Origin of the sequence: Dryocola clanedunensis (assembly GCF_038405435.1) — a bacterium.
Taxonomy (GTDB): Bacteria; Pseudomonadota; Gammaproteobacteria; order Enterobacterales; family Enterobacteriaceae; genus Dryocola; species Dryocola clanedunensis_A.
Map to the genome: position 1 here is coordinate 21,583 of NZ_JBBYHZ010000006.1, position 21,279 is coordinate 42,861.

At 56.0% G+C, this 21,279-nt stretch carries 22 protein-coding genes, 1 tRNA gene and 2 pseudogenes; 11 read left to right on the top strand and 14 right to left on the bottom strand.

Annotation, left to right across the window (positions count from 1 at the left end):
- The 4 genes from mtlR to AAE045_RS14400 all read left to right on the top strand — a co-directional run bounded on the left by mtlR (window position 1) and on the right by AAE045_RS14400 (window position 1,763).
- Entirely contained in the window at window positions 1-543 is a 543-nt protein-coding gene (gene mtlR / locus AAE045_RS14385; RefSeq protein ID WP_202305173.1) for a mannitol operon repressor MtlR, read from the top strand.
- Window positions 544-621: 78 nt separating this feature from the next.
- Window positions 622-984, top strand: coding sequence for a YibL family ribosome-associated protein (locus AAE045_RS14390; protein WP_202305164.1), 363 nt, complete (start codon window positions 622-624; stop codon window positions 982-984).
- Between the two features lie 216 nt (window positions 985-1,200).
- Complete coding sequence (locus AAE045_RS14395; RefSeq protein WP_455548321.1) at window positions 1,201-1,479, top strand: type II toxin-antitoxin system RelE/ParE family toxin; 279 nt, start codon at window positions 1,201-1,203, stop codon at window positions 1,477-1,479.
- Window positions 1,479-1,763: a HigA family addiction module antitoxin gene (locus tag AAE045_RS14400; protein ID WP_202305157.1), complete on the top strand. Its 285-nt coding sequence runs from the start codon at window positions 1,479-1,481 to the stop codon at window positions 1,761-1,763. The genes AAE045_RS14395 and AAE045_RS14400 overlap by 1 nt, the downstream gene beginning before the upstream one ends.
- A gap of 13 nt (window positions 1,764-1,776) precedes the next feature.
- On the opposite strand, the pseudogene AAE045_RS14405 reads toward AAE045_RS14400, so the two are convergent.
- From AAE045_RS14405 to AAE045_RS14415, 3 genes and pseudogenes are all read right to left on the bottom strand, one after another.
- Window positions 1,777-1,872 (bottom strand): annotated as a pseudogene (locus AAE045_RS14405) (hypothetical protein); the annotation flags it as partial.
- A gap of 28 nt (window positions 1,873-1,900) precedes the next feature.
- Window positions 1,901-2,821 (bottom strand): DMT family transporter, encoded by a 921-nt coding sequence (locus tag AAE045_RS14410; RefSeq protein WP_455548322.1) that lies wholly within the window; start codon window positions 2,819-2,821, stop codon window positions 1,901-1,903.
- Between the two features lie 222 nt (window positions 2,822-3,043).
- A pseudogene (locus AAE045_RS14415) lies at window positions 3,044-3,178 on the bottom strand (bifunctional glyoxylate/hydroxypyruvate reductase B); the annotation flags it as partial.
- Window positions 3,179-3,345: 167 nt separating this feature from the next.
- Between AAE045_RS14415 and AAE045_RS14420 the strand changes: the two are divergent.
- Window positions 3,346-3,633 (top strand): type II toxin-antitoxin system RelE/ParE family toxin, encoded by a 288-nt coding sequence (locus AAE045_RS14420; RefSeq protein WP_455548323.1) that lies wholly within the window; start codon window positions 3,346-3,348, stop codon window positions 3,631-3,633.
- Window positions 3,634-3,675: 42 nt separating this feature from the next.
- On the opposite strand, the gene ghrB is transcribed toward AAE045_RS14420, so the two are convergent.
- From ghrB to AAE045_RS14450, 6 genes are all read right to left on the bottom strand, one after another.
- On the bottom strand, window positions 3,676-4,650 hold the full coding sequence (gene ghrB, locus AAE045_RS14425) for a glyoxylate/hydroxypyruvate reductase GhrB (RefSeq protein ID WP_455548324.1): 975 nt from the start codon (window positions 4,648-4,650) through the stop codon (window positions 3,676-3,678).
- A gap of 63 nt (window positions 4,651-4,713) precedes the next feature.
- The gene (locus AAE045_RS14430) at window positions 4,714-5,997 is read right to left on the bottom strand and encodes an MFS transporter (protein ID WP_455548325.1); all 1,284 of its coding nucleotides are present in this window, start codon (window positions 5,995-5,997) and stop codon (window positions 4,714-4,716) included.
- A gap of 67 nt (window positions 5,998-6,064) precedes the next feature.
- The gene (locus tag AAE045_RS14435) at window positions 6,065-7,003 is read right to left on the bottom strand and encodes a sugar kinase (RefSeq protein WP_455548326.1); all 939 of its coding nucleotides are present in this window, start codon (window positions 7,001-7,003) and stop codon (window positions 6,065-6,067) included.
- Window positions 7,004-7,006: 3 nt separating this feature from the next.
- Complete coding sequence (locus AAE045_RS14440; RefSeq protein ID WP_455548327.1) at window positions 7,007-7,756, bottom strand: sugar phosphate isomerase/epimerase family protein; 750 nt, start codon at window positions 7,754-7,756, stop codon at window positions 7,007-7,009.
- Window positions 7,757-7,869: 113 nt separating this feature from the next.
- Window positions 7,870-8,889: a LacI family DNA-binding transcriptional regulator gene (locus AAE045_RS14445; RefSeq protein ID WP_455548328.1), complete on the bottom strand. Its 1,020-nt coding sequence runs from the start codon at window positions 8,887-8,889 to the stop codon at window positions 7,870-7,872.
- A 136-nt stretch (window positions 8,890-9,025) separates the two neighbouring features.
- Entirely contained in the window at window positions 9,026-9,685 is a 660-nt protein-coding gene (locus AAE045_RS14450; RefSeq protein ID WP_202305137.1) for an OmpA family lipoprotein, read from the bottom strand.
- Window positions 9,686-9,838: 153 nt separating this feature from the next.
- On the opposite strand from AAE045_RS14450, the gene AAE045_RS14455 reads away from it, so the two are divergent.
- Window positions 9,839-12,169: a molybdopterin guanine dinucleotide-containing S/N-oxide reductase gene (locus AAE045_RS14455; RefSeq protein ID WP_455548329.1), complete on the top strand. Its 2,331-nt coding sequence runs from the start codon at window positions 9,839-9,841 to the stop codon at window positions 12,167-12,169.
- On the opposite strand, the gene AAE045_RS14460 is transcribed toward AAE045_RS14455, so the two are convergent.
- Window positions 12,138-12,578, bottom strand: a complete 441-nt coding sequence (locus tag AAE045_RS14460) for an N-acetyltransferase (RefSeq protein WP_455548330.1) — start codon at window positions 12,576-12,578, stop codon at window positions 12,138-12,140. The genes AAE045_RS14455 and AAE045_RS14460 overlap by 32 nt on opposite strands.
- Complete coding sequence (gene tag, locus AAE045_RS14465; protein ID WP_202305132.1) at window positions 12,575-13,135, bottom strand: DNA-3-methyladenine glycosylase I; 561 nt, start codon at window positions 13,133-13,135, stop codon at window positions 12,575-12,577. The genes AAE045_RS14460 and tag overlap by 4 nt, the downstream gene beginning before the upstream one ends.
- Before the next feature lie 140 nt (window positions 13,136-13,275).
- Between tag and AAE045_RS14470 the strand changes: the two genes are divergently transcribed.
- Window positions 13,276-13,992 carry an autotransporter domain-containing protein gene (locus AAE045_RS14470; protein WP_455548331.1) on the top strand — a complete coding sequence of 239 codons (717 nt, stop codon included), beginning with the start codon at window positions 13,276-13,278 and terminating at the stop codon, window positions 13,990-13,992.
- Between the two features lie 5 nt (window positions 13,993-13,997).
- Here AAE045_RS14470 and AAE045_RS14475 read toward each other — a convergent pair whose 3' ends face one another.
- Window positions 13,998-14,279: a helix-turn-helix domain-containing protein gene (locus AAE045_RS14475; protein ID WP_455548493.1), complete on the bottom strand. Its 282-nt coding sequence runs from the start codon at window positions 14,277-14,279 to the stop codon at window positions 13,998-14,000.
- Window position 14,280: 1 nt separating this feature from the next.
- The gene (locus tag AAE045_RS14480) at window positions 14,281-14,598 is read right to left on the bottom strand and encodes a type II toxin-antitoxin system RelE/ParE family toxin (protein WP_455548332.1); all 318 of its coding nucleotides are present in this window, start codon (window positions 14,596-14,598) and stop codon (window positions 14,281-14,283) included.
- A gap of 492 nt (window positions 14,599-15,090) precedes the next feature.
- Here AAE045_RS14480 and AAE045_RS14485 point away from each other — a divergent pair, with 492 nt between their 5' ends.
- The gene (locus tag AAE045_RS14485; RefSeq protein ID WP_455548333.1) at window positions 15,091-16,305 is read left to right on the top strand and encodes an L-lactate MFS transporter; all 1,215 of its coding nucleotides are present in this window, start codon (window positions 15,091-15,093) and stop codon (window positions 16,303-16,305) included.
- Here AAE045_RS14485 and AAE045_RS14490 read toward each other — a convergent pair.
- Complete coding sequence (locus AAE045_RS14490) at window positions 16,296-16,880, bottom strand: HD domain-containing protein (protein ID WP_455548334.1); 585 nt, start codon at window positions 16,878-16,880, stop codon at window positions 16,296-16,298. The two genes, AAE045_RS14485 and AAE045_RS14490, sit on opposite strands and share 10 nt — an antisense overlap.
- Before the next feature lie 272 nt (window positions 16,881-17,152).
- On the opposite strand from AAE045_RS14490, the gene eptB reads away from it, so the two are divergent.
- The 3 genes from eptB (at window position 17,153) to dppA (ending at window position 21,270) form a co-directional block, all read left to right on the top strand.
- A complete protein-coding gene (gene eptB, locus AAE045_RS14495) occupies window positions 17,153-18,835 on the top strand; it encodes a kdo(2)-lipid A phosphoethanolamine 7''-transferase (protein ID WP_455548335.1) in 1,683 nt (560 codons plus the stop codon).
- Window positions 18,836-18,935: 100 nt separating this feature from the next.
- Window positions 18,936-19,012: transfer RNA gene (locus tag AAE045_RS14500), tRNA-Pro, on the top strand.
- 650 nt (window positions 19,013-19,662) lie between these two features.
- On the top strand, window positions 19,663-21,270 hold the full coding sequence (dppA, locus tag AAE045_RS14505) for a dipeptide ABC transporter periplasmic-binding protein DppA (protein WP_455548336.1): 1,608 nt from the start codon (window positions 19,663-19,665) through the stop codon (window positions 21,268-21,270).
- Window positions 21,271-21,279 lie beyond the last annotated feature (9 nt).

Here is a 21,279-nt window from a genome sequence, read left to right on the forward strand (position 1 = left end):
ATGCAGGCAAAGATGGAAGAAACACAGGCCTTTGAAAACCGAGTGCTTGAGCGTCTGAATGCCGGCAAAACCGTCAGAAGCCTGCTGATTGCCGCCGTCGAGCTTCTCACCGAGGCGGTCAATATCCTGGTGCTTCAGGTATTTCGTAAAGACGACTATGCGGTGAAGTACGCCGTGGAGCCGCTGCTGGACGGCGATGGCCCGCTGGGCGATCTCTCCGTGCGCATGAAGCTTATCTACGGGCTGGGGGTGATGAACCGCGCCGAGTACGAAGACTGCGAGCTGCTGATGGCGCTGCGCGAAGAGCTGAACCACGACGGCAACGACTACAATTTCACCGACGACGAAATTCTCGGCCCGTTTGGCGAACTGCACTGCGTTGCGGCGCTTCCCCCTGCACCGACGTTCATCGACGGCGACGATCCCGAGCTGCAGGCCATGCAGCGCCAGCGCTACCAGCAGATCGTCCGCTCGACCATGGTGCTCTCCCTGACCGAGCTGATCTCCCGGATCAGCTTGAAAAAAGCCTTCCAGAAGAAATAATCCTCCCAGTCCCTTTTCGCCCTCAAAGCGCTAATGGTGTATCCTTGCCAGCAAGCAACTTATTCACGGTTAATTAAAATGAAAGAAATCGAAAAAGCAGAAATTAAACGCCTTAGCGACCGTCTGGACCTGATCCGCCACGAGATGCCGGAGCTGCATCTGATCAACGATGCGGAAAAGTACGCCGAGATGGAAAAAGAGAAGGCGAAGCTGGAAATTGAAATCGTGCGTCTGCAGGCGGTGCGTAACCAGAAGCTGAGCAAAGAAGCCCAGAAGCTGATGGCGATGCCGTACAAGCGCCCGATTACCAAAAAAGAGCAGGCGGACATGGGCAAGCTGAAAAAAGCCGTGCGCGGACTGGTTATCGTTCACCCGATGACGGCGCTGGGCCGCGAAATGGATCTTGAAGAGATGACCGGTTTTTCAAAGACCGACTTCTGATCCAGCCCCAGCAAATACCGAAGGGATGAACCGCACGGGTTCATCCCTTTATTTTTTCTATAAATTTTCTTTTTGCGAGCCCACTCGAGTACTTCTTTTCCTCTCGTTTTCAAACGCTTCACCTCACCCTATCTTCTGTGAACTTTTCAACGAATCGATGTTGCGTGTGACGAAACATTGATGCTATTGTTCCTCTTGAGGGAACGGGATTACGGGATGATCAGAAGTTTTAAGCATAAGGGACTAAGAAAGCTGTTTCTTGAGCATCAGTCGCAGGGGTTACCCTGGGAGCATGTGCCTCGCCTGCATACTCGACTTGCCGTGATTGATGCAGCTGAAAAGATAGCTGATATCGATATGCCTGGGTATCGGCTGCATGCTCTGAAGGGAGATCGAGAAAATCTCTGGTCCGTCACCGTTTCCGGGAACTGGCGTATCACCTTTGAGTTTTACGAAGGAGATGCCTGGATCTTAAATTACGAGGACTATCACTAATGAAAATGAAAAATCCCCCGCATCCCGGAGTCATTATTCAGGAAGCGCTTGATGAACTTAACGTCAGCCTGCGTGAGTTTGCCCGAGCGATGGATATTGCCCCTTCGACAGCCAGCCGTTTATTAACGCAGAAAGCCGCTTTAACGCCTGAAATGGCGGTGAAGCTGGCCGTCGTCATCGGCAGTTCCGCTGAGGTATGGATGAAGCTGCAAAATGCGTTCAGTCTTGCAGAGGCACAGAAATCAGTTGATGTGTCAAAGCTGCATAAACTTGTTATGGCTTAAGGTTGTAGGGTAGGGCGGATAAGCGCTCTTCCGCCTCTTTGTGATGACGGCGGGCATTGTACAGATTCGGCATGCTGAAGCCGAAGTGCGCGCGCTGGGCCAGCGCCAGGAATACCGAAGGGATGAACTGCTCGGGTTCATCCTTTTTTATCGGCTATCGCAATCGCTGTTTTAACCTGGCGTACCGAACAGCATGCGATCCCGGCTATGATAAGCACCAGCGAAACGATGTGGTAGAAATGTAATTTGTCTCCAAGTAAAAGAATACTCAGTAGCCCCCCTGACAGCGGAATCAAATGTGTGAAGATCTCACTGCGTGTCGTGCCGATCATCGAAACACCTTTGTTCCAGAAGACGTAGGACAGCCATGAGGGAAAGATAACCAGATAGAGCGCACCCAGTGCCGGTAGCAGTGACGGCGTTGACACGAAGACTGAGTGATTGCCCGATAAGGTCACGTACAGGAGATAAATCGGGATCAGAATTATTGTGCCAAGCAATGAGCTGAATCCGACAAAAGCAGTGTTTGTAATCCGTCGGTCCTTCAGGCGTAGCAGCGCACAGTAAAAGGCCCAGCTAAGCGCCGAGATAATGGTCAGGATATCGCCAATCCCGAAGCGTGAAAAACCGCCACCCTCCCCGACATTAGAAATAGCCAGATAAATTACCCCTGCCGTGCTGATGAATACGCCAGCCATGTTTCTCGCAGAGATTTTTTCCCGGAAGAACAGTGCGTTTATCAGCAGTACAATACAAGGCGTGCTTGAGATATAAATAGCGGCATTGAGGGCGCTGGTGTATTGCAACCCGACATACAGACTCAATGGAAAAGAAACCTGTCCAAGAAATGCATACAGCGCGTTCATTCCAGTATGCTCAACCAGAAACCCCCACTCTTTTTTAACTGATTTCCAGTACAGACAAAACATCAGCAACGTCGTGAGGCCCCAGCGGATAAGGCTCAGCGCATAAGGATTGATGTATTGAACCAGAATATGACCGGCAACATAGTTACCTCCCCAGAAAATAGCTGCCAGCGCTAACAATAAATAAGCCATAATCTTCCCTCTTTTCGACCTGGCCTCATTTATCAGTGAACCTGTAGCTGTCCTGCACAAAAGGGGACTGCACATATTGGTTATTAAACATAATTTAATCCTCCACTTGTCAGTGAAAGTTTTATTTATCCTACAAATTGTGTGGGCTTTATGCATCGTATGCTAATTCTCTTACAGAATGTCCATTCTGTGAGCTGCCCCTATTTTTCTGAACGGCTCTGATTAGAGCAACTGTGGGTTCACGAAGTTCTCTTTCACTTCGCCCGTCAGCGCCGTAATCAGGTTATCCACCGCGCAGGCCGCCATGGTGTAGCGCGTTTCGTGCGTTGCGGAGCCGATGTGCGGCAGGGCGAGGATTCTCTCTTTCTCTTTTTCGTACCTCCCGCCTTGCTTTACTCTTCCCTGATAAGTTCGCTCACGCGCTTTGATTAGTTTAAAGAGGTACAAATCGTTCGATTTATACCTTTTCAACCGATATGAGGGCTCAGCCATGATCACTTTTACCGCCAACCAGGCGAAAACCCATGACGGAAGATGCGCTACAGGATTTGCGCGAGCTAAAAGGATTTTCTCTGAAGCAGTTTGGGGGGCTGGTGACGCGGGAATATCTGGCGGCCATGCGTATTACAATGCAGCATCTGGCGAACATGCCTGACATTGGCGCTGACGAGTCGGAGCTTCTGCTTACTGGCTTGAAGAGCTTTCCCTATATGAGCCACATGCTTTACTACCAAAAAATCGAATCGGGGATCGTGATTATTGGCATCCTTCACCAGAGCCGGTTACCTGTAGCGCTTACGAAGCGTCGATAAATTCGTAGGGCGGATAAGCGCAGGCGCCATCCGCCGCAACTATTACTTCAGTACCTGCGGGTTCACGCAGTTCTCTTTCACTTCCCCCGTCAGCGCCGTAATCAGGTTATCCACCGCGCAGGCCGCCATGTTGTAGCGCGTTTCGTGCGTTGCGGAGCCGATGTGCGGCAGGGCGACGACGTTTGCCATCTTCAGCAGTTCAGAATCAGCCGGCAGCGGCTCCTGCTCGAACACGTCCAGGCCAGCGGCATGAATCGTGCCGTCTTTCAGCGCCTGAATCAGGGCCTGCTCGTCGACGACCGGGCCGCGTCCTGCGTTAATCAGAATTGCCGATGGCTTCATTTTTGCCAGCTGCGCCGCGCCAATCATGTGGTGCGTTTCTTCGGTCAGCGGCAGGGAGATGCAGACAAAATCGGACTCCGCCAGCAGGGTGTCCAGGTCGCAGTAGCGGGCGTCGAATCGCTCTTCCGCCTCTTTGTGATGACGGCGGGCGTTGTACAGAATCGGCATGCTGAAGCCGAAGTGCGCGCGCTGGGCCAGCGCCAGGCCGATGCGGCCCATGCCCAGAATCCCCAGCGTTTTATGGTGTACGTCGATGCCAAACCAGTCCGGGCCGATGCTCCCCTGCCATTCTCCAGCTTTCACCCGTTCCGCTACTTCCACCGCGCGACGGGCCGTGGACAGCACCAGGGTCATCATCGTATCCGCTACCGTTTCGGTCAGCACGGTCGGGGTGTGCATCAGCACGATGCCGCGGCTGGTCAGGGCGTCCACGTCAAAATTGTCATAGCCGACGGAAATAGTTGAGGAGGCGCGCAGCTTCGGCGTGTGCTCGAGAAAGGCTTTGTCGACCTTCTCGCTGGAGCCAAGAATGCCCACGGCATTCGCGAAGGCATCGGCGTTTTGCTCTACCGTTTCCGGGCTTAAATCACTGACTCTGGTGACGGAAAAATGGCTTTCGAGGCGGGCAAGCAGGTCGTCAGGGAGCTTTTTGTAGAGGATGACGGGCGGCTTCATGGTGTTCTCCGTAAATAAATTAAACACAAACCGGGCGGCTTTGGCTCGCCGCCCGTTGGGTAGCTATGCGTGGCGAGCGCCGACCGGAAGCTGTTGGTTCGTTGCCGGTTTCACTATCAGAGTTAGCCACACGGAGGCGAGTAGCGCCACCCCCATAAAAATGTAGGACGCGGACGGGCTGCCGGTAGCGCCGTTCAGATAGCCCACAAGCCAGGAGCCGACGAACGAGCCGAGCGCGCCCATGCTGTTGATCAATGCCATCGCGCCGCCCGCCACGTTTCTTGGCAGCATCTCCGGGATGATGGCGAAGAACGGGCCATACGGGGCGTACATCGCCGCCCCGGCAATCACCAGCAGGGTATAGGAAACCCAGAAATGGTTAGCGCCAACCAGCCACGATCCCAGGAACGCCAGCGCGCCAATCAGCAGCAGCGGCCAGACGAAGAGCTTGCGGTTCTGCATTTTGTCCGACGCCCAGGAGACGGCAATCATCGCGATAGTCGCCGCCAGGTAAGGGACGGAAGAGAGCCAGCCCACTTCCACCATGCCCATCCCCGCCGTACCAGCCCCGCGGATAATGGACGGCAGCCACAGCACGAAGCCGTACACGCCGATGCTCCAGCAGAAATACTGCATGCAGAGCAGCACCACGTTGCGCGAGCGGAACGCTTCGCCGTAGTTGCGCACGGCCTTGATCCCCTCCTGCTCTTTTTGCAGCTGGGCCTGCAATGCGGATTTTTCAGCGTCGGACAGCCAGCCAACCTGCGCAGGCTTGTCTTTGACCAGCACCCACCAGGCAAAGGCCCAGATCACCGCCGGAATGCCCTCGAAGATAAACATTTCGCGCCAGCCAAATGCCTGAATCAGGTAGCCGGACACCACGGACATCCACAGTACCGTGACGGGGTTGCCGAGGATCAGGAAGGTGTTGGCGCGCGAACGTTCGGATTTAGTGAACCAGTTGCTGATATAGATAAGCATCGCGGGCATCACCGCCGCTTCCACTACGCCCAGCACGAAGCGGATCGCCGCCAGCATCGGAATGTTGCTTACCATGCCGGTCAGCGACGCGCAGCCGCCCCATAAAATCAGGCAGACGAAGATAAGTTTACGCACGCTGCGGCGTTCCGCGTACATCGCGCCGGGGATCTGGAAGAAGAAGTAGCCGAGGAAGAACAGCGCCCCCAGCAGGGAGGAGATCCCCTTGGTGATGCCCAGATCGTCGTTGATCCCGGCGGCGGAGGCAAAGCTGAAGTTGGCGCGGTCGAGGTAGGCCAGGCTGTACGTGATAAACACGATCGGCATGATATACCACCAGCGTTTTGCTGCGATTGTCTTGGTTTTCATAGGCTAGCCTCTATGTTGAGGAGAAGCGCATCGTGCCGCATGTAGGGTACAGCCGATGCGCTCTTGTTTATTCGCCCAGCGCGCTACGGGTGGGTAACCCTTCGCTGTCGCCGATGACCTGAATAGCCAGGGAGCCGATTTTGTTTCCGCGGCTGACGGCCTGAGATAACGTTTTTCCTTCCAGCAGGGCGCTGATGACGCCGACGGCAAAACCATCGCCCGCGCCCACCGTATCGACGACGTTATCGACTTTTACCGCCGCGACAGCCCCTTTTTCGCCGGAAGCAGTTTTGAACCAGGCTCCGTCAGCGCCGGTTTTCAGCACCACGGTTTTTACGCCCTTATCGAGATAGAAATCCGCAATGCCCTCCGGGGTTTTCTGCCCGGTAAGAATGACGCCCTCTTTTACGCCGGGCAGCACCCAGTCCGCCTGTAACGCCAGCTGGTTAAGCTGCTTCACCATCTCCGCTTCGCTTTTCCACAGCACCGGGCGCAGGTTCGGGTCGAAAGAGATGGTTTTGCCCTTAGCCTTCATCGCCCTGGCCGTGTGGTTCAGCAGCTCCAGTGACGAATCCGACAGGGCTGCCGCCACGCCGCTCAGGTGCAGATGGCGGGCGCTGAAGAAATATGCTTCGTTAAAATCCTCTACCGACAGATGGCTGGCGGCGGAGCCTTTGCGGAAGTATTCCACGATGGGATCGGTTCCATCATCGACCTTAGATTTAAGCTGAAAGCCCGTGGCGTAGCGCTCGTCGGTGGTCACGCCACGGCTGTCGATCTGCTCTTTGGCGAGCTGCTGGAGCACGTATCGTCCGAACGAGTCGTTGCCCACGCGGCTTACCCAGCCGACCTTCAGCCCCAGACGGGCCAGCCCGGTGGCAACATTGAGTTCGGCCCCGGCGGCGCGCTTAACAAACTTTTCAGCGGCGGCTAAATCACCGGTTTCGGCGGCGACAAACATCGCCATCGCCTCGCCAATGGTGATGACATCCAGTTCGTTCTGCATCCTTTACTCCTCGCGTAACAGGTTGACGTAGTGGCGGGTCACGGCGACCAGGTCGCGGCCTTCCAGCGGGAATTCAATGCCTCGCGGCACGTCCGTCGGCAGCTGCTTGAGCAGCGCCAGCCAGCGCGGATCGGCATCATCCAGCGCAATGGCGCGGTAGTGGTAATGGTGCGGGACCGCCGCCTTGACGTGAACGTAGCTGACGGAGGAGGCCAGCTCGCGGGCAGCCGCTTCCGGTGAGTCATCCACCCACAGCCAGTTAGCCATATCAAAGGTTAGCGTCACCGGCAGATTCAGCACGTTGCAGGCCGCTTTAAAGCGCTGCATCGGGGCCAGCCTGCCGCAGGCGGTCTGATCGTTTTCAACGACCAGCGCGACGTCGCTTTGGGCGAGCCACTGCTGCAGCAAAGAAAACTGCTGGCTGCCGCGAAACTCCCCCAGCGAGAGCTTCAGCCAGCGGGCGTTGAGCTGGCGGGCTTCGAGCAGCAGGGAAGGAATGAGGGGATTAAGTTTACCGTCCTCGGCAAACAGCGGCTCCGGCGCGGAGTAGCAGGCTTCCAGATTGTGCCCGGCTACCTGTTTCGCCAGATCCGGCAGGGCATCGAGCTGGAGATTGCTTAACAGTTCGCGGCGGATTTCGACGCCGTCCGCACCGGCGCTGGCGATGATGGGCAGCAGCGCCTGCTGGCCGCCGAGGGAGGCAACGCGGTCATGGCCATAGGCGGCGGTAACAACAATAATTTTGCGCGGCATCGACTTCTCCGGAATGGTTACACCTTGCTAACATACCTATTACGCTAGATGGAACCGGTTCCAAAGAAAAGCCGCTCGTGGCGAATTTATGATCGCTATCACGAAGAAGAGGGTTAGCGGGCGGTGGAGCCGCGGACGATCAGTTCACCGGAAAAGAGCTGCTCGCGCACGCTGTCCGCCGCGCCGTCGATGCGGTTGACGACCTGCTCGAGTGCGGCATAGCCAATCTGCCAGGTGGGTTGTTTGAGGGTGGTGATGCCCACGCCCGCCAGCTCCGCCCACTCGAGTTCGTCGAAGCCCAGCAGGCCGATATCGCTGCCCCAGTGCAGGCCAATACGGCGCATGGAGCGGGCGACCTGCAGGGTAAGCGCGCCGTTGGCAGAGATCACCGCTTTGCGCATGCCGCGATGCTGCGTGTGGAACTGTCGCAGGGTGTTGTCCATCAGGTCGGCTTCGTGCAGGGGAATTTCGGCGTTTTCCGCCACGATGCCGGGATAGCGGGCGACGGTGTTGCGAAATGCGCGCAGCCGTTCACGGCGGGTATTCACCATGCCCAGCGGCTCGCTTAAAAACAGAATCGCTTCAAAGCCCTGCTCCACAAGATGCTCGGTGGCGGTGGTGGCGGCCTGAATATTGTCCAGCCCGACCACGTCGCAGGCGAAATCGGGAATTTTACGGTCTATCAGCACCATCGGCAGGGCCGACTGCTGCAGGCGGTTCAGCCCCTCTTCGCGCATCCCTACGGCGTTCACCACGATACCTTCAACCTGATAGCTGCGCAGTAAATCCAGGTAATGCAGCTCCTGGTCCACTTCGTTGTTGGTATTGCAGACCAGCGGAGTAAAGCCCTTTTCGCGGCAGGCGGCCTCGATGCCGCTAAGCACGTCAACGGAGTAGGGGTTGGTAATATCGGCGATGATCAGGCCAATCAGGCGCGTGCGTCCGCGCTTCAGCCCGCGGGCCATCTGGCTTGGACGATAGTCGAGTTCGGCGATGGCGGTTTCAATGCGGGTGCGGAGATCGTCGGACAGGGCGCTCTGTTCGCCGTTCAGATAGCGGGAAACGCTGGTTTTACCGGTTTTTGCCGCTTTCGCGACGTCGCTAATCGTGGGGCGCGCGGCCTTGCCGTTCATGTCCATCTCCGGGAGGGGTAACTTTCTGGAGAGTAACACAAAATTGATTGGCTGTTGGTGGATGACGCTGGCGCTTATCCACCCTACTAAATTCAGTGCGTAGGGCGGATAAGTGCAGCGTCATCCGCCGTCTTCTTTAAGCCAGAGGGCTCAGCGTAATTTCTACGCGGCGGTTCTGTGCTTTGCCTTCGGCGGTGCTGTTGCTGGCGATTGGGTTAGATGGGCCAGCGCCGGTGGTGCGCACGCGGCTTGCTTCAACGCCCTGGGTGATCAGCGCGCTGCCCACGCCGTCCGCACGCTGCTGGGACAGCTTCATGTTCAGCTCGTTGCTGCCGGTGCTGTCGGTGTAGCCCACCACGTTAACCGCAGTTTTTGGGTACTCTTTCAGGACCATCGCCACGCCGGTCAGGGTATTGGCACCCGCCGGTTTCAGGGTGGCGCTGCTGCTGTCGAAGGTGACGTTGTTCGGCATGTTCAGCACGATGTTGTCGCCATTACGCGTCACGCTCACGCCCGTTCCCTGCATTTTCTGGCGAAGTTTCGCTTCCTGTACGTCCATGTAGTAACCCACGCCGCCGCCAAGCGCTGCGCCCGCTGCGGCACCAATCAGCGCGCCTTTGCCGCGATCTTTCTTGGAAGAAGAGAGTGCGCCCACGCCTGCGCCTACCAGCGAGCCGATACCTGCGCCGATGCCGGATTTACCCGCTTCTCGCTCACCGGTATAGGGGTTAGTGGTACAGCCTGAAACTGCTAACGTGCCGCAAACCAGGGCGGCAATCATGACGCTTTTGTTCATCTCATTTCCTTTGCGAATTATATTTCTGCGCCGCGAAGCAAGGCGGCGATTGATTATGACGTGTGATTGTGTAGAAAATTCCCCAGAGACATCTGAATTTTGTAAACAATATTGAGTGGCCTCAGGCCGCCACCTGCAAACCCGGAGCCCGAATTGGCTAAGACATCCGCGACAACAAAACACATTCTGACCGCTGCCCACTGGGGGCCAATGCAGGTTGAGACCGACGGTGAACGAGTGCTGGCCTCTCGTGGCGCGCTCGACACCGGGCATGAAAACTCCCTGGCGCAAGCCGTGCCGGATCAGGTCCACAGCAAAGCCCGGGTGCAGTTTCCGATGGCGCGCAAAGGTTTTCTGGCCTCGCCGGATGCGCCTCAGGGCGTGCGCGGCGAAGATGAGTACGTGCGTATCAGCTGGGACGAAGCGCTGAAGCTTATCCATCAGCAGCACCAGCGTATTCGCGACGCTTATGGCCCCGCCTCGATTTTTGCCGGCTCTTACGGCTGGCGCTCCAACGGCGTGCTGCATAAGGCGGCGACCCTGCTTCAGCGTTATATGAGCCTGGCAGGCGGCTATACCGGCCATCTGGGGGATTACTCCACCGGCGCGGCGCAGGTGATCATGCCTTACGTTGTCGGCTCGAATGAGGTTTACCAGCAGCAGACCAGCTGGCCTTTAGTGCTGGAGCACAGCGATGTGGTAGTGTTCTGGAGCGCCAACCCGCTGAATACGCTGAAGATTGCGTGGAACGCCAGCGACGAGCAGGGTGTGAAGTACCTCGAGCAGCTGAAAAACAGCGGGAAAACGGTGATCGCCATCGATCCGATGCGATCGGAAACCGTTGATTTCTTCGCTGATAAAGCCCAGTGGATTGCCCCGCATATGGGCACCGACGTGGCGCTGATGCTGGGCATCGCCCATACGCTGGCGCGCCACGGCTGGCATGACGCCGATTTCCTGGCGCGCTGCACCTCCGGCTACGACAAGTTCGCCGACTACCTGACGGGCAAAACCGACGGCCAGCCGAAAAATGCCGAGTGGGCGTCGCAGATCTGCGGCGTGCCCGTGCAGGTCATCGAGTATCTGGCCCAGGTGTTCAGCGCCAACCGCACTATGCTGATGTCCGGCTGGGGGATGCAGCGCCAGCAGTACGGCGAACAAAAGCACTGGATGCTGGTGACGCTGGCGGCCATGCTGGGCCAGATCGGCACGCCCGGCGGCGGATTTGGCCTCTCTTACCACTTTGCCAACGGCGGTAACCCAACGCGGCGGGCGGCGGTGCCCGGTTCGCTACAGGGGCTGGTGGCGGGCGGCACGGACGCGGTGGAAAAAATCCCCGTGGCGCGCATTGTTGAGGCGCTGGAAAACCCCGGCGGCGGCTATCAGCATAACGGCATGGAAAGACGCTTCCCGGACATCCGCATGCTGTGGTGGGCGGGCGGCGGCAACTTTACCCATCATCAGGATACCAACCGGCTGATAAAGGCCTGGCAAAAGCCGGAGCTGGTGGTGATTTCCGAGTGCTTCTGGACGGCGGCGGCAAAGCACGCGGACATCGTGCTGCCGATTACCACCTCGTTCGAACGCAACGATATGACGATGACCGGCGACTACAGCAACCAGCACCTGGTGCCGATGAAGCAGGTTGTTGCCCCGCAGGCCGAGGCGCGCAACGATTTCGATGTGTTTGCGGAGTTGAGCGAGCTGTGGGAGCAGGGTGGCAAAGCGCGGTTTACCGAGGAGAAAACCGAGCTGCAGTGGCTGGAAAGCCTTTATGAAATGGCGAAACAGCGCGGAGCCTCGCAGCAGATAACTCTGCCGGAATTTAAAGATTTCTGGGAGGCTAACGAACTGATTGAAATGCCGGTTAACGAGAAATCAGCCGAATTCATCCGCTTCGCTGATTTCCGCCGCGATCCGCAGGAATATCCCCTTAAAACCCCGAGCGGAAAAATTGAAATATACTCCGAGCGCATCGCAAGCTTTGGCTATGCAGACTGCCCCCCGCATCCTACCTGGCTTGCACCCGATGAGTGGCAGGGCAACGCCGAAAAGGGCCAGCTTCAGCTGCTTTCATCCCACCCTGCGCACCGCCTGCACAGCCAGCTTAACTATTCCGCCCTGCGGGAAAAGTATGCCATTGCCGGGCGCGAGCCGCTGACGCTGCATCCCCAGGATGCGGCGGAGCGGGGCATCGCAGACGGCGATTTGGTGCGGGTCTGGAATCATCGTGGGCAGGTGCTGGTCGGCGCGCTGGTGACGGACGGCATCAGGCCGGGCGTGGTTTGCATTCACGAAGGGGCGTGGCCGGATCTGGATAGCGACCGCCTGTGTAAAAACGGCGCGGTGAACGTCCTGACGCTGGATATTCCGACGTCCAGGCTGGCAAACGGCTGCGCGGCAAACTCATCGCTGGTCTGGGCCGAGAAGTATCAGGGTACGGCGCCGGAGGTTACGGCTTTCGATCCGCCTGCCAGCTCATAATCCACGTCGGGTGGCGCGTTTCTGACTGCCAGGCGCTTTCTTCAATGCGAAAGCCCCGGCGGTGATAGAAATGCACCGCCCGCTGGTTTTTCTGATAAACCTCGAGGCTTAGCGCTGGAAAGCTCGCTTTTGCATGTTCAATCAGCGCCCTGCCGATGCCCTGGCCGTAAAACGTCTCGTCCACGAACAGCGCGCCCAGGAAGCGCGAGTCGATCACGCTCGCAAAGCCGACAATTTTGCCGTGTTGTTCATCTACCCAGGTCAGCGACTGCGGGATATAAACGTTGCGGACAATCGACTCACTTTCCCGCCAGTAGCTTTCGGCGATAAACGGGTGGGCGTGAATGGTACTGGCAAGCCATAGCGCAATCAGCTCGTCCATTTCCCCCTCACGCAGTCGACGGATCATTTATTATCAGGGTGGCAGAAGCAGGAGGTTATATGGTCGTTCACCAGCCCGCACGCCTGCATAAACGAGTAGCAAATCGTGGAGCCAACGAATTTGAAGCCGCGTTTTTTCAGGGCCTTAGACAGGGCGTCTGACGCGGGAGTGGTGGTGGGCCTGTCCGTGTGCACGGCAGCGTGGCTGACCTGCGGCTCGTTATCCACAAACGCCCAGACAAACTCAGGGAATTTTTCACCGTTGGCTTCCATCGCCAGAAACGCTTTAGCGTTATTGATGATCGCCTCGATTTTCCCCCGGTGGCGAATAATGCCCGCGTCCAGCACCAGCCTGTCGACGTCCTCCTGGGTGAACAGCGCCACGGCGAGGGGATCGAAATCTTTAAAGCAGCGGCGGTAGTTCTCACGCTTTTTCAGCACTGTTATCCAGGACAGCCCCGCCTGCTGGCCTTCCAGGCAGATCATTTCGAATAATTTTTGCCCGTCGGTGACCGGCACGCCCCACTCTTTATCGTGATATTCAAGGTAAAGCGGGTCCTGAGTGACCCATCCGCAACGCTGCATATTCTGTTCCCTCTGATGAAATAAATGCCCGGTAACTTGACGTGCCTGATAAAGAGACAATAGTTAATTCAGGGTTATCCGCAAGCCCGACAAAAAGACAATAAAATCGCCGGATTTGGCTCTCTTCTGGAGTCGCTTTGATGCTTAAAAAAACTTCATGCAGTGGTCGCCGTGTCACGCTTCTCACGGCGCTGGTTTCGTGGTGCCTGTTCTGCGCCTCTGATGCTTTTGCGTGGCAGCAGGAGTATGTTTCTGATGATGCCGTGGGTGACGCTCAGGATCGTTATACGTGGGATAGCGACCGGGCGCCAAACTATAACGACATTCTTGCCGAACGCATTCACTCTTCCATGCCCCCGGAGGTGCAGGAAGGGCTGTCGTTTACTGCCGGAAACGATACCGCACATACCGACGCTACGCGAATAGACATGGGCTGGAATATCCCTGTTATGGGTAATGTTACCACCGGGCCGACCGCTGGCTACAGCTGGGACGGCAGCTCAACGAACATTTATAACGAATACGGGGATAGCGTGGTGCCGTCTCGCTACAGCGATCGGCTGTGGCACGCCAGCGTCTCCACCGTTGGCTGGCGGCTCGACTCTGCCGTGGGCTATGTTCGTCCCTGGGCGCAGGTAAGCTATAACCACCAGTACGGCGATAACGTCTGGAAAGCGCAGTCCGGTATGCGCACCAACGCCGCCAGCGCGCAGGACACCAGCTGGATGGACGTCACCGTCGGCGCAGATATGCCGATCGGGAAAAACGTTGCCGCCTTTGCCTCTATGTCCCAGGCCGAAGGGTTATCCACCGGCGAGGCCTACCTCTATAACCTTGGCGTGAGCGCGAAGTTTTGAGGGCATCAGGCTTTTGCTGAGATGGCCAATTTTATGCCGCATGCTGCGGCATAACGGCTAAGCGTATGCCAGGTCGCTTTCGTGATGTTGCGTTCAAGGCGGCTAATCGCAGGAGGGGTGATGCCCATACGCTCTGCAACTTCGCTGCGTGTTAATCCTGCTTGTTCGCGCCACTGGGTAAGCTGCTCAAGCAGCGCGATTTCTTCACTCATTTCCTCATAGGCTGCCTGTGCTTCTGGGGTATCCAGCAGGCGCTTAACAACGGCCTCATGCGAAACAGGTTTGATTTTAGGCATTAACCATCTCCTCCAGGCGTTTAATAGCAAGTCTGATTTCACCGGCGGGTGTTTTTTCGCTTTTCTTAATAAACGTTCTTAAGACCCAAATCGTTTTACCGCTCTGATAAATGAAAATCGTCCGGGCAATGTCTGAACCTGACGCTCTCAGCTCAAATAACCCGTGGCGTAATGGGCTGGTATGGGGAAAACGAAGCGCATTCCCTTTCTCAGATAGCATTGTCAGCAGCCTTAGCATTTTCCCCTTTAGCGCGGGTGATAAAGCTGCCAGCTCCTCAACGACCTCCGGGTGATAAGCCAGCGTAAACATATCTCACTTTCCTTGTGCTGTTAATATTAACTTATAAGTTAATAATTGCGTTGGGTCTGAAGATCGCTATATGAAGCGATCTTCGAATCTATAGAGTGCACCGCCTGCAGTTGTCCTGCCAGCGCGGGGGCAGAGGATTGGAAAGCAGCTCGAAAAACTGGCTCAGAAAGAGGAAAAAATCGCCGGAATGGCGATAAGAATAGATTTAGCGATGGAATGGTGGTTATGTCACTTTTGGGCTGCAATTCACCCACAGAGTGATAACCTGGATATATCGTTATTTAACATTCAATACACAGTTGTGAAGCATCTCTCAATGATAGTAATCACTCACAAACATTAATGCCCACAGGCGTTCCAGGTCATTCATTCCCGCTCAGATGCATTTCATTCCGTCTCTCGTGCAGTTCATGCCTTTTTCTCCTGGAATAAAATGCGCTTCGCTATGGTAGGCGGCAGATAACTTCCTTTAAGAATTGCAGGATAGCCGCCATGAATACTGCTCAGTACAACCGCACGCGTTGGTTAACCCTTATCGGGACCATCATTACCCAGTTCGCGCTGGGTTCCGTTTATACCTGGAGCCTGTTTAACAGCGCGCTGTCCCAGAAGCTTGATGAGCCCATCAGCCAGGTCGCTTTCTCTTTCGGTTTGTTAAGCCTCGGGCTTGCCATCTCTTCTTCGGTGGCCGGTAAGCTTCAGGAGCGTTTCGGCGTTCGTAAAGTGACAATGGCGGCGGGCGTGCTGCTGGCGGTTGGGTTCTTCCTCACCGCGCATTCCAGCAACCTGATGATGCTCTGGCTGAGCGCGGGCGTGCTGGTTGGGCTTGCCGACGGCGCAGGCTACCTGCTGACGCTGTCCAACTGCGTGAAGTGGTTCCCGGAGCGTAAGGGCCTGATTTCCGCCTTTGCCATCGGTTCATACGGCCTTGGCAGCCTTGGTTTCAAATATATCGATACCCATCTGCTGGCGACCTACGGTCTGGAAAACACCTTTATGATCTGGGGTGCGATTGTGATGGTGATGATTCTGTTCGGCGCGACGCTGATGAAAGATGCGCCGGCTCACGAAGCCCAGTCCGTCAACGGCGTGACCGAAAACGACTTTACCCTGGCAGAATCCATGCGCAAGCCGCAGTACTGGATGCTGGCGGTGATGTTCCTGACCGCCTGCATGAGCGGCCTGTATGTGATTGGCGTGGCGAAAGATATCGCCCAGGGCATGGTGCATTTAAACGCCGTTTCTGCTGCCAATGCGGTAACAGTGATAGCGATTGCTAACCTGAGCGGCCGCCTGGTGCTGGGCATTCTCTCCGATAAGATTGCACGTATCCGCGTTATCACCATCGGCCAGGTTATTTCGCTGGTGGGGATGGCGGCGCTGCTGTTTGCTCCGCTGAACGAAGCAACATTCTTTGCGGCTATCGCCTGCGTTGCCTTTAACTTCGGCGGCACCATCACCGTTTACCCATCGCTGGTGAGCGAGTTCTTTGGCCTGAATAACCTGACCAAAAACTACGGCGTGATTTACCTGGGCTTCGGTATCGGCAGCCTCGGTGGTTCCATCATCGCTTCGCTGTTCGGCGGCTTCTACATCACCTTCTGCGTGATCTTCGCCCTGCTGATTCTGTCGCTGGCCCTTTCCACCACCATCCGCCAGCCGGCCCGCGAAGAAGCGCAGACAGAGCACGAACACGCTCACGCCTGATAGCGCGCCATAAGCTGTGAAAACCATGCCGCCGGGACGTTATACGGCGGCATCATTAATTGTGAAATCCCCTGTTCGACTATCCCTTCCGCCTGTGCTTTAAGCTTTTCATTTCCCTGCGTCATTCCCGCGAGCTGCAGCCTTTTCTCAATGAGGTAAACGCGGGCAAAATGCGGGTCATACTTCAGAATCTCTCGCGTGTTATCAATGATATCGGCAAGCTTAATAGTCTGCGCATCAGGGCTGGCCTGTGCGGTATGCAGAAAATGGGCGCGTTTACGGCTGGCGCGATTGGTGCCGGGAAGCTGTTCGGGATTGGTGAGCATGGCGACCAGGGCGGCAACCTGCGGGCCGAAACGCTCTTCGATATCGATAAGCGTCGTGTCCGTATCTTCCACCGTGTCGTGCAGCCACGCGGCAGCCAGCACCTCTTCGTCGCTGGTCACGCTGCGCACCAGCTCCACCACCGCGGCAGGGTGGACGATGTAAGGTTCGAAAGTATATTTTCGCCGCTGCTCGCTGGCAGCGTGCGCTTTGCTGGCGAAACGACGGGCGCGCTCTTCTAAGGTCTGCATGGTGATCCCTGCGGTTGCCGTAACTATTCAGCTCAATGTTGTAAACGCATCGTGATATTTGTACCAGTAATATGTAAAGAACACATTTGATCGCTATTTTTGGCGATACATTTCCCGGCCTCTGTGCTCTACTACGCGGCGCGGGTCCTTTGACCTATGCCTAAGAATCGTCCCGATTCGTTAGCTATTTTCTACCGTTCAGAACTCTGCTTCATCCAGGGGGTCTGAATAGTCTTTGAGAAGCTGTATTCGCTTTATTTCGGACAACCTGAATGAATTATATTAAATCGATGACCCAGCAGAAATTATGCTTTCTGTTAGCGGTATACATCGGCCTGTTTCTGAACATCTCGGTTTTTTATCACCGTTTTGATGGCTTACTGCACGGCTTTAACGGCTGGAAGCTGTTCGCTGCCGGGGCAGAGATTTGCGCCACGGTACTGGTGACTTTCTTCCTGCTGCGCGTGCTGTCCTTATTTGGTCGCCTCGGCTGGCGCATCCTGACCTCGCTGATACTCGTCATTTCCGTTGCCGCCAGCTATTACATGACTTTCCTGAACGTGGTGATCGGCTACGGGATCATCGCCTCGGTCATGACCACGGATATCGACCTCTCTAAAGAGGTGGTGGGGTATCACTTTATTCTGTGGATGGTGCTGGTCAGCATCGTGCCGCTGGTGCTCATCTGGAGCAACACCTGCCGCTATACCTTGTTAAAACAGCTGCGCACGCGCGGGCACCGCGTGAAAAGCGTGGCTATCGTCCTGCTCGCGGGGCTGATGGTGTGGGCGCCGCTGCGCTTCCTCGATAAGCAGCAAAACCGGATCGAAAAGCGTTCTACCGTCGATATGCCAAGCTACGGCGGCGTGGTGGCTAACTCCTATCTGCCGTCTAACTGGGTCTCCGCGCTGGGCCTGTTTGCCTGGGCGCAGATGGACGAGTCTACCGACAACGGCTCGCTGATGAACCCGGCGAAAAAATTCACCTATGTTGCGCCGAAGGACATTGATGATACCTATATGGTGTTCATTATTGGTGAAACGACGCGCTGGGACCACATGGGTATTCTGGGCTACGACCGTGATACCACGCCTAAACTGTCTAAGGAAAAGAACCTGGTCGCGTTCCGCGGCGAGTCCTGCGACACCGCCACTAAACTCTCCCTGCGCTGTATGTTCGTGCGTGAGGGCGGGGCGGAAGAGAATCCTCAGCGTACCTTAAAAGAGCAGAACGTCTTTGCGGTGCTTAAGCAGCTCGGCTTCTCGTCCAGCCTCTACGCGATGCAGAGCGAGATGTGGTTCTACGGCAACACCATGGCGGACAACATCGCCTACCGCGAGCAGATCGCCGCCGAGCCGCGCAACAGCGGCAAGCAGGTTGATGACATGCTGCTGGTAGAAGAGATGAAACGCTCTCTTGCCGATCACCCCAACGGTAAGCACCTGATTATTCTGCATACCAAAGGCTCGCACTTCTCTTACGTCCAGCGCTATCCGCGCAGCTTCGCGAAGTGGACCCCGGAGTGCGTGAGCATCGATAAAGAGTGCAGCAAAGAGCAGCTGATTAACGCCTTCGATAACTCGGTGCTGTATACCGATACGGTTATCTCCGACGTGATCAACCAGCTGCGCGACAAGCGTGCGATTATCTTCTACGCCTCGGACCACGGTGAATCCATCAACGAGCATCAGCACCTGCACGGTACGCCGCGTAAAATGGCGCCGCCAGAGCAGTTCCGCGTGCCGCTGATGGTCTGGGCATCCGATAAGTATCTGCAGGATCCTGACCGCGCGCGCTCCTTCGAACATATGAAAGAGCAGGCGGCCATGAAGGTTCCGCATCGTCACGTTGAGCTGTATGACACCATTATGGGCTGTCTGGGCTACACCTCGCCGGACGGCGGGATTAACGAGAACAACGACTGGTGCCACGTGCCCCAGAAGGCCGCCCGGTAACATTGGGGACACAATCGCTGGCTTTTAAAGCAGTTGGTCGGGATTTTTAAGTTAAGGGATTGACGGCTAAAACGGTGCGCAGTAAGATGCGCTCCGCATTCGGCGAGTAGCGCAGCTTGGTAGCGCAACTGGTTTGGGACCAGTGGGTCGGAGGTTCGAATCCTCTCTCGCCGACCACATTTAAGAAACCCCGCTTTTTAGCGGGGTTTTTTGCATCTGTATCCCGGGCAAAGCGGCGGAGGCAATACGTTTTTCTGCCCTGCAAGATCCCCTTTCTGCTGAAAATAACCCTTCCATCGCTCATTCCCCGTCTTTATATGATTTTGTGACATATTCCATTGTTTTTTGTTATGAAAGACGGCGGGTTTTTGCGTCGTTGCTTATGTTTGTCGCCAGCATGATTCGCTGTCCCGGACGCAGATCACAAAATAAATCGGTCATATATTCAGCATCCGGCAAGAATTTTTTTAAAATGTGCGCAACCGATTACCGCTATCGGTTGCAAATTAGGCAGTGTAATATTCTGGTAACAAGCCGGTAGCATAAATTTCCCTGCTGGAAATAGCCCGGCGCGCTTTTTTTAAACTTTGTTTGCCGTTTCGCACCCCTGTTGTAAATCCCCGCTACCTGTATTGACGTTTTACCGATCTGTTGACAGATTGTAGGGCGTGAGGGGCACTTTATGGACAGCCCGCACTACCACACAGCTCTCCAGAAGCATGGAACCCCTGGCCTCACCACTCGCCTCCGGGCACACCGTACGGACCGCAAACAAATAACAAAGGTCTCACGGATAAAAACAACACATCTCACATTGGAGCGGAAGAATGAGTATTTCCTTGAAGAAGTCAGGGATGCTGAAATTTGGTCTGAGCCTCGTCGCTTTGACCGTAGCAGCCAGCGTTCAGGCTAAAACCCTCGTCTATTGTTCAGAAGGCTCGCCTGAAGGTTTTAACCCACAGCTGTTCACCTCTGGTACCACTTACGATGCCAGCTCGGTGCCAATCTATAACCGTCTGGTAGAGTTCAAAATCGGCACCACCGAAATCATCCCTGGTCTTGCTGAAAAGTGGGAAGTGAGCGAAGACGGTAAAACCTATACCTTCCACCTGCGCAAAGGCGTGAAGTGGCAGGACAATAAAGAATTCAAACCAACGCGTGACTTTAACGCCGACGACGTTGTGTTCTCCTTCGACCGTCAGAAAAACGCTCAGAACCCGTACCATAAAGTTTCTGGCGGCAGCTATGAATACTTCGAAGGCATGGGCCTGCCGGATCTGATCAGCGAAATCAAGAAAGTGGACGACAACACCGTTCAGTTCGTGCTGACCCGTCCTGAAGCGCCGTTCCTCGCGGACATGGCGATGGACTTCGCGTCTATCCTGTCCAAAGAGTACGCGGACAACATGATGAAAGCCGGCACGCCGGAAAAAACTGACCTGAACCCAATCGGTACCGGTCCGTTCCAGCTGCTGCAGTATCAGAAAGACTCCCGCATTCTGTATAAAGCGTTCCCGGGCTTCTGGGGCACCAAGCCGCAGATCGACCGCCTGGTCTTCTCCATCACGCCTGACGCCTCCGTGCGTTACGCCAAGCTGCAGAAAAACGAGTGCCAGGTTATGCCGTTCCCGAACCCGGCCGACATCGCCCGCATGAAGCAGGACAAAAACATCAACCTGATGGAGCAGGCTGGCCTGAACGTGGGCTACCTCTCTTTCAACACCGAGAAAAAGCCGTTTGACGACGTGAAAGTGCGTCAGGCGCTGACCTACGCGGTGAACAAAGAAGCGATCATCAAGGCGGTTTATCAGGGCGCGGGCACCGCGGCTAAAAACCTGATCCCACCAACTATGTGGGGCTACAACAATGACGTGAAGGATTACACCTACGATCCTGAAAAAGCGAAGGCGCTGCTGAAAGAGTCCGGCCACGCTGATGGCTTCACCGTTGACCTGTGGGCAATGCCCGTTCAGCGTCCGTACAACCCGAACGCTCGCCGCATGGCAGAGATGATTCAGGCTGACTGGGCGAAAGTGGGCGTGACCGCCAAAATCGTCACCTACGAGTGGGGCGAGTACCTGAAGCGCGCCAAAGCGGGTGAGCACCAGGCGGTAATGATGGGCTGGACCGGGGACAATGGGGATCCGGACAACTTCTTCGCGACCCTGTTCAGCTGCGCGGCGGCGAAAGACGGCTCCAACTACTCCCGCTGGTGCTACAAGCCGTTTGAAGACCTGATCCAGCCTGCTCGCGCAGCCGAAGATCACAACAAGCGTATCGAGCTGTACAAGCAGGCTCAGGTAGTGATGCATGACCAGGCTCCGGCGCTGATCGTTGCCCACTCCACCGTCTATGAGCCGGTGCGCAAAGAAGTGAAAGGCTACGTGGTTGACCCGTTGGGCAAACACCACTTTGAGAACGTGTCCGTAGAATAATAAGCACAA